Raw genomic sequence first — 567 nt, forward strand, 5'->3', positions numbered from 1 at the left:
CGCACTGACCGCCTCCGGCAACGTCATCAGCGGCACCGGCGCCGACACCCTCGGCGCGGACGTCACCAACGTCGTGGGCGTGGCCAAGGGCACGGTCCCCGCCGGCCAGAACGTCACCGGCAACGTCAATACCGCCGTCAACGGCGAGTACGGCAAGATCGTCCTCAAGGCCGACGGCACCTACACCTACGAGCTGAACAACAACGATCCGCGCGTGAACGCGCTGCTCGATGGACAGCAGCTCAAGGACACCTTCACCTACACGATCCGTGATGCCGACGGCGACGTCAGCACCACCACCATCACCGTCACCATCAACGGCCACACCGATGGCGTGCCCGGCGTGACCGTCCCCGATGCCAACGGCGCCGATGCCGGCAACGTCAGCATCGCCGAGAACGCCACGCAGCCGGTCACCGGCGAACTGACCGTCACCGCACCGGAAGGCCTGGCCACGGTCAAGATCGGCAACGTCACCCTCTCTGTGGCCGACCTGCAGGCGCTGGGCACCACCCCGGTCGTCGTCAACGGCACCGAAGGCAAGCTCACGCTGACTGGCTACGACCC

The 567-nt window shown here is 67.2% G+C and carries 1 protein-coding gene; it reads left to right on the top strand.

Annotated elements, in window-relative coordinates:
- On the top strand, positions 1-567 hold a 567-nt coding region (locus HV766_RS30130), incomplete at both ends, for a VCBS domain-containing protein (RefSeq protein WP_217472173.1).

Origin of the sequence: Achromobacter aegrifaciens (genome assembly GCF_902859735.1) — a bacterium.
Taxonomy (GTDB): Bacteria; Pseudomonadota; Gammaproteobacteria; order Burkholderiales; family Burkholderiaceae_B; genus Achromobacter; species Achromobacter aegrifaciens.